We start from the raw sequence: 7081 nt of genomic DNA, 5'->3' as shown, positions 1-7081 counted from the left end.
CTTTGCCTACTTTCTTTGGCAAGACAAAGAAAAGTAGGTCAGCCCCGGCAGGGGATGACATCAGGGATGGACCACTAAGGAAAAATCAGCCAGCCAAAGCGAGACATTGAACGTCGGGCGCCGTATAAGGCGTGGGATACGGCGACCTCGGCCCCACCTCCAGCCGCATCGGCTGCAACGCCAACACCTCGGCCTCATTGCGCTCACGCGTCGTCAACACCGGGCCCGGCGGATTGGGCGGCATTAGCGGCGCATTGACAGCGCAACGCACCGCCTTGCCGTCATGCAACCGCACATCCATCGTGTAAGACGGCCCCGAGATGACCGGTGTACACGCCACAGCACCCCACACGGATACCGCCAACACAAGCCAACGACGCGAGCCCATCACACACCTCCGATCACGCGCACCACAGCCGTTTTGACCCGCCATACAACGGCGAGTGCCCACGCCTCAGGCCGCGGCCGGCGCACTCAGCATGCCCTGCCGCTCGATAAAGCGGATCACCTCATCCAGCCCGCCCTGCGCCTTCAGGTTGCACATCACGAACGGCCGATCACCGCGCATCTTGCGCGTATCGCTCTCCATCACCTCCAGCGAGGCACCCACGTACGGCGCAAGGTCGGTCTTGTTGATGATCAGCAGATCCGACTTGGTGATGCCCGGCCCGCCCTTGCGCGGGATCTTCTCGCCACCAGCCACGTCGATCACGTAGATGGTCAGGTCCGACAGCTCGGGGCTGAAGGTGGCCGCCAGGTTGTCGCCGCCGGATTCGATGAAGACGACATCGGCATCGGGAAACCTGGCGAGCATGCGGTCGACGGCTTCCAGGTTGATCGACGCATCCTCGCGGATGGCCGTGTGCGGGCAGCCGCCCGTCTCCACGCCCATGATGCGCTCGGCCGGCAGCGCGCCAGAGATGGTCAGCAGGCGCTGGTCTTCCTTGGTGTAGATGTCGTTGGTGATGGCGACGAGGTCATAGCGGTCACGCATGGCCTTGCAGAGCATCTCCAGCAGCGTGGTTTTGCCGGAGCCAACGGGGCCGCCCACGCCGATGCGCAGGGCGGGAAGTTTCTTGGTACGCATGATGTTCAGGAACGAAAGAGTCGTGAGTATTGCGTCTCGTGGCGGGCCGACAGCACACCCAGCCCGGGCGAGAACGTAGACAGTTCAGGCGGATGGCACGCCGCTCGCCGCGTGGCCTCTTCCACTGAGCGCGCGACAGGCGCATGCAGGCCAAACAGGATGCGCTGCCCGGCCGCCTGCCCCAGCGGCACTGCCTTGACCGCCGCCGCCATCTGGTTCTCCACCCAGGCGAAGCAGTAGGCCGTGACCCCGTCGTGCGGATCGACATTCAGCGCGGCAGCGGCTGCGGCAAATGCGGTCGGAAACGTGACCGCCGCGCGTGCCGCCAATGCAGCACGCAACGCCTCGTCGCCCCACCCCATCTGCTGGATCAGGCGGTTGAGCGACCAGCCCATCTGCGCGGTCTCCAGCCGCAGCTCGCGCGTCTCGCGCGTGGCGAGGAACCAGGCATCGCGCTCGGCCACCGCGTCGAAGCGGCCGTCCTGCCAGTCGGCAAACTGCAGCAGCCACAGCGGTGCCTCGCACGCGGCCAGCACATCGAGACCTTCGGCAATCCACCGCGCGGCGGATGCCTCGTCCTGCACGTGCCGCACATCCACCGCCGCCTCCAGCCCCTGCGAATAGCTGAACGCACCCACCGGCAGCGCCGGCGACGCCAGGTGCAGCAAAGCGGTCAGTTGGGCAATGCTAGTCATGGTGATGGTGGTGATGCCCGTGGCCGCAGCCTGGGCCGTGCACGTGACCATGGTCGTGGTCATGCGCGTGATCGTGATCATGGCTATGCGCATGACCGTGATCGTGCCCGTGATGCTCTTGGTACAGCGCCTGCGCGGCGGCGTAGTCCTCCTCGAAGGTCGCATCATGGCCGTGGCGATGGCCACCGCCGTATGCGCCCGCCTCCGGCTCGAACGGCGCCTCCACGTGCGCGACGGTCACGCCCAGACGCACCAGCATGTCTTCGAGCACCGGATCGGCTTCGAGCTGCAGCGCATCGGCAGTGACCTGCACCGGCGTGTGACGATTGCCGAGATGGTAGGCCGCACGCATCAGGGCGAGACGGTTGTCGCTGGTCACGCGCAGCACCTGCTCGGGCGCGGCCAGCACTTCCACCAGCGTGCCGTCAACGGCTACGAGCACATCGCCGCCGCGCATTACGGTGCCGCGCGGCAGCACCACGGCCACCTCGCGGCCGTCGTCAAGCGTGGCGCGCAGGCGGCTGCGGCTGCGCTCCAGGAACGGCAGCACCAGCTTGGGCGCACGCTTGACCAGCACAGGCGCCAGCCCATGCGGCGCGGGAAGGTGTTTATCGATCGAAAGCATCATCAGAAGAGGAAATAGCGCTGCGCCATCGGCAGCACCTCGGCCGGCTCGCACGTCAGCACCATGCCGTCGGCCACCACCTGGTAGGTCTCCGGATCGACGCTGATGTTCGGTTGCCAGTCGTTGTGGATCATATGCGCCTTGGTGACGCTGCGCGTGCCCTTGACCACCGCGGTGGTCTTGGCCAGGCCATAGCTTTCCGCCACCCCCGCATCCGCCGCCGACTGCGACAGGAAGCTCAGCGAAGAGCGCCCCAGCGCCCCGCCCGCCGAGGCAAACATCGGCCGGTAGTGGACAGGCTGTGGCGTGGGGATCGACGCATTGGCATCGCCCATCGCCGCCGAGGCAATCATGCCGCCCTTCAGGATCAGGCTCGGCTTCACACCAAAGAACGCAGGCTTCCACAGCACCAGGTCCGCCCACTTGCCGACCTCGATCGAGCCGACTTCATGCGCAATGCCATGCGTGAGCGCGGGGTTGATCGTGTACTTGGCCACGTAACGCTTGACGCGGAAGTTGTCATGACCGCCGCGCGCGTCGTTCGGATCGCCGGCCAGCTTGCCGCGCTGCACCTTCATCTTGTGCGCGGTCTGCCAGGTGCGCAGCACCACCTCGCCGACGCGGCCCATGGCCTGCGAATCGCTGGAGAGCATCGAGAACGCGCCAAGGTCGTGCAGGATGTCTTCGGCGGCGATGGTTTCGCGGCGGATGCGGCTCTCGGCAAAGGCGATGTCCTCGGCGATGGACGCGTCGAGGTGGTGACACACCATCAGCATGTCGAGGTGTTCGTCCAGCGTGTTGACGGTGAACGGCCGCGTCGGGTTCGTCGACGACGGCAGCACGTTCGACTCACCGCACACGCGGATGATGTCCGGCGCGTGGCCGCCGCCCGCGCCTTCGGTGTGGTACGTGTGGATCGTGCGGCCCTTGAACGCCGCGACGGTCGCTTCGACAAAGCCCGACTCGTTCAACGTATCGGTATGGATGGCGACCTGCGTGTCGGTGTCGTCGGCCACACCCAGGCAACAGTCGATGGCAGCCGGCGTGGAGCCCCAGTCCTCATGCAGCTTCAGGCCAATGGCGCCGGCGTCGATCTGCTCGCGCAGCGCGCCCGGCAAGCTACCGTTGCCCTTGCCCAGGAAGCCAATGTTCATCGGGTACGCATCCGCCGCCTGCAGCATCCGCTGCATGTACCACGGCCCCGGCGTGCAGGTGGTGGCGAAGGTGCCGGTAGCCGGGCCCGTGCCACCGCCGATCATGGTCGTCACGCCGCTGTTGAGCGCCTCGTCGATCTGCTGCGGGCAGATGAAGTGGATGTGCGTGTCGACACCGCCGGCTGTGACGATCATGCCCTCGCCCGCGATGATCTCGGTGCCCGGGCCGATCACGATGGTCACGCCGGGCTGGATGTCCGGGTTGCCCGCCTTGCCGATCGCCGAGATGCGGCCGTGCTTCAAACCGATGTCCGCCTTGACGATGCCCCAGTGGTCGATGATCAGCGCGTTGGTGATGACGGTGTCGGCGCAGTCCTTCGATTCGCGCTGGCTCTGGCCCATGCCATCGCGGATGACCTTGCCGCCGCCGAATTTCACTTCCTCGCCGTAGATGGTGAAATCGCGCTCGACTTCGACGATGAGGTCGGTGTCGGCCAGGCGGACGCGGTCGCCGGTGGTGGGGCCGAACATTTCCGCATAGGCGCGGCGGTTGATCTTGAGTGTCATGTCCCTGCCTTGTTCAAAGCTTGCCCTGCAGTTTTCCCATCACGCGACCCGCGAAGCCGTAGACCACGCGGTCACCAGCCAGCGCCACGAGCTCGACCGTGCGCTCCTGCCCCGGCTCGAAGCGTACGGCGGTGCCGGCGGCGATGTTCAACCGGTAACCGCGCGTGGCCTCGCGGTCGAAGCGCAGCGCGTCGTTGACTTCATAGAAGTGGTAGTGGGAGCCGATTTGCACCGGGCGGTCGCCGGTGTTGGCCACCGCCACCGTCAGCGTCGGCCGGCCTGCGTTGAGTTCGAGGTCGCCGTCTTGCGGCAGGAGTTCGCCAGGGATCATCGCAGCGCTCCTCAGATGGCAGCCGCCAGCAGGCCAGCGCCGTACAGCGCCACGCCCACGCCCGACAGGCGCGCCAGCCACGCCAGGCGCGGCTTGAGCGCGAAGCCGGCGCCGATGCCCGCGGTATGCAGCAGCGCCGTCGCCACGGCAAAGCCGCCGACGAAAGTCGGGAACATCGCTTGTGCGCCGGCCGGGAATTCCGTGCCGTGCGCATAGCCGTGGAACAGCGCGAACGCGCCGCACAGCAGTGCGCCGGCCCAGGCCGGCATCTGCGCGCGCGCGGCGATCAGCAGGCCGAACACCAGCAGCGATGCGGCGATCATCGGCTCGACCATCGGCAGCGCCATGCCACCCGCGCCCAGCAGCGCACCCATCACCATCAGCGCGACGAAGGCGACCGGCGCCCACAGCGCGTCACGCACCGTACGCGAGGCCAGCGCGCTCCACACGCCCACGGCCACCATGGCCAACAGGTGGTCAGCGCCCGTGAGCGGATGCAGGAAGCCGGCGAGCAAGCTGCCCTCAGCCGTATGGCCCGGGTGCCCCGGATGCGCGAACGCGGCGGAAGCGCCCAGGGCAAGGGCGATGGCGACAGCAGGCCGGACAGTGCGTGACAGGGTATGCGTCATGGCGGGACTCGTTCTGGTGGATGGCGTTCGAACTTCAGACAATCGGATGGTGGACCGTGACCAGCTTGGTGCCGTCCGGAAACGTGGCCTCGACCTGGATGTCGGGGATCATCTCGGCCACGCCGTCCATCACGTCGTCGCGCGTGAGGATGGTGGTGCCGTAATGCATCAGCTCGGCGACGGTCCTGCCATCGCGTGCACCTTCCATGATGGCGGCGCTGATGAGTGCGACGGCTTCCGGATAGTTGAGCTTGAGGCCACGGCCCTTGCGGCGCTCGGCCAGCAGGGCGGCGGTGAAGATCAGCAGCTTGTCTTTTTCGCGCGGGGTCAGTTCCACGAGGGGCTCTCTTGGGTGAGGGTCGGAATCGGGCGACGGTGATACATAGTCACGTCGCCCACAGACGCAGCGGACGGCCCGCTACGCCATGAATCGGTTCGCGCAGAGCAAGCCATGTCTGCGACAGCAAGGTGCGCGCGTCTTCAGGGCGGCGCGCGAGTATGCGCAGCAGCAGCACGTTCGGCAAACCGGGCACGTCTTGCGTGAGGCACGTCACGCCGGCACGGAGGTCATCGTTGTACGGCAGGTGCTCGGCCATCGCTTCGGCCAGGGCTTCAGTCGCGCCCTCGCCCACCGCCCACAGCGTGCCGACGACGTGGAAGCCCGCCATGCCCGTCGTCGCATTCAGCATGGGCGATTGCGCATCGAAGGCAGCCGCTTCGATCCACAGCGGCCGGCCGTTGCTGCGCACGTCGGTACGCATCGCGATGTTGCCCTCTGCCCAGGACTCACCGGCGGCGTGGCGGCCGAGCATGGTGGTATCCCAGCCGATGGCGGTGGCACCGGGCGCGAGATCCAGCGTCAGATCGATGATCGGGCACGCCTGGTTGAAGACGATGTTCTCCTGCGGCAGCCAGTCCAGCCGCGCGCCCGCGTCCAGCCGAATGGCGACGCGCTGCGTGGCCGTGCGGCCGAGCGACTTGTACCACTTGGTGGCGCCAGGCGTGGTCAGCACGGCATGCGCATCGGCGCCGAGTTCGATGTCGATGTCGAGCACGTCGCCGCCGGCAATGCCCGCAGGCGGATGCAGCATCACCACGTGGCACACGCCCTCGCCTTCCGGGTACAGCGCCTTCTGCACGCGCAGCGGCCCCTGGTGGCGGCACGAGGCCAGCACCGTACGCCCACCACGGCGCGCAAATGCCAGGCGCAGCGAAGCCTCCCAGGATGCGAACGAGGCAGCCTGCGGCGGAACGGGAAAATCGGGATGACGCATCAGGGGTGCGGCGCGGCAGCAGGAAGGTTTTTCATCATAGCGAGATGGCGGAAATTTCGCATCCGCCTTTTTCGCTCCGCCCCTTGCTAGACGGCCACCAGATCACGCACGCCGTCCGCTTCCATGTTGGCGCCGTCGCCCTGCGCGATGACCTCGCCGCGGCTCATGACGACGTAGCGGTCGGCAATACGACGCGCAAAATCGTAGTACTGCTCGACCAGCAGCACCGACATGCCGAACTCGTCCACCAGCCGGCGCAGCGTGCGGCCGATCTCCTGGATGATGGACGGCTGGATGCCCTCGGTGGGTTCGTCCAGGATCAGCAGGCGCGGCTGGCTCATCAGCGCGCGGCCGATCGCCAGTTGCTGCTGCTGGCCGCCGGACAGGTCGCCGCCGCGCCGGCCCTTCATCTCCTTGAGCACCGGAAACAGCTCGTAGATCGAATCCGGCACCTTGGATGGCGCGCGCTTGGCGGCAGCCCCAATCAGCAGGTTCTCTTCCACCGTCAGGCGTGGAAAGATCTCGCGCCCTTGCGGCACATAGGCGAGCCCTTGCGAGACGCGCTCGTACGCGGGCAGCTTCTGGATCGCACGCCCTTCCCAATCGATCGCGCCGCTGGCGGTGGGCACCACGCCCATCAGGCACTTGAGCAGCGTGGTCTTGCCGACGCCGTTGCGGCCCAGCAGCGTGGTCAGCTTGCCTGACGGCACCTCGAAGCT

Annotated in this window: 9 protein-coding genes; all 9 read right to left on the bottom strand. The window is 66.9% G+C overall.

The window, feature by feature from the left end:
• Positions 1 to 454: 454 nt before the first annotated feature.
• Positions 455 to 1087: an urease accessory protein UreG gene (ureG, locus tag QZ609_RS22735; protein ID WP_295499749.1), complete on the bottom strand. Its 633-nt coding sequence runs from the start codon at positions 1085 to 1087 to the stop codon at positions 455 to 457.
• A 5-nt stretch (positions 1088 to 1092) separates the two neighbouring features.
• Positions 1093 to 1782, bottom strand: coding sequence for an urease accessory protein UreF (locus tag QZ609_RS22730; RefSeq protein ID WP_295499752.1), 690 nt, complete (start codon positions 1780 to 1782; stop codon positions 1093 to 1095).
• Complete coding sequence (ureE, locus tag QZ609_RS22725) at positions 1775 to 2407, bottom strand: urease accessory protein UreE (RefSeq protein WP_295499751.1); 633 nt, start codon at positions 2405 to 2407, stop codon at positions 1775 to 1777. The genes QZ609_RS22730 and ureE overlap by 8 nt, the downstream gene beginning before the upstream one ends.
• 2 nt (positions 2408 to 2409) lie before the next feature.
• Complete coding sequence (ureC, locus tag QZ609_RS22720; protein ID WP_295499748.1) at positions 2410 to 4128, bottom strand: urease subunit alpha; 1719 nt, start codon at positions 4126 to 4128, stop codon at positions 2410 to 2412.
• A gap of 13 nt (positions 4129 to 4141) precedes the next feature.
• A complete protein-coding gene (locus QZ609_RS22715; protein ID WP_295499746.1) occupies positions 4142 to 4459 on the bottom strand; it encodes an urease subunit beta in 318 nt (105 codons plus the stop codon).
• 11 nt (positions 4460 to 4470) lie between these two features.
• Positions 4471 to 5088, bottom strand: coding sequence for a HupE/UreJ family protein (locus QZ609_RS22710; protein ID WP_295499744.1), 618 nt, complete (start codon positions 5086 to 5088; stop codon positions 4471 to 4473).
• Positions 5089 to 5122: 34 nt separating this feature from the next.
• Positions 5123 to 5425 carry an urease subunit gamma gene (locus QZ609_RS22705; protein WP_295499742.1) on the bottom strand — a complete coding sequence of 101 codons (303 nt, stop codon included), beginning with the start codon at positions 5423 to 5425 and terminating at the stop codon, positions 5123 to 5125.
• A 49-nt stretch (positions 5426 to 5474) separates the two neighbouring features.
• A complete protein-coding gene (locus QZ609_RS22700) occupies positions 5475 to 6362 on the bottom strand; it encodes an urease accessory protein UreD (RefSeq protein ID WP_295499740.1) in 888 nt (295 codons plus the stop codon).
• Between the two features lie 86 nt (positions 6363 to 6448).
• Positions 6449 to 7081 (bottom strand): urea ABC transporter ATP-binding subunit UrtE (gene urtE, locus QZ609_RS22695; protein WP_295499738.1); only part of this gene is annotated, 633 nt, incomplete at its 5' end.

This window comes from uncultured Ralstonia sp., from assembly GCA_913056305.1.
In the GTDB taxonomy this organism is placed as follows: Bacteria; Pseudomonadota; Gammaproteobacteria; order Burkholderiales; family Burkholderiaceae; genus Ralstonia.
The sequence above is the reverse complement of the archived record's forward strand: the minus strand, read 5'-3'. Positions and strand labels throughout refer to the sequence as shown.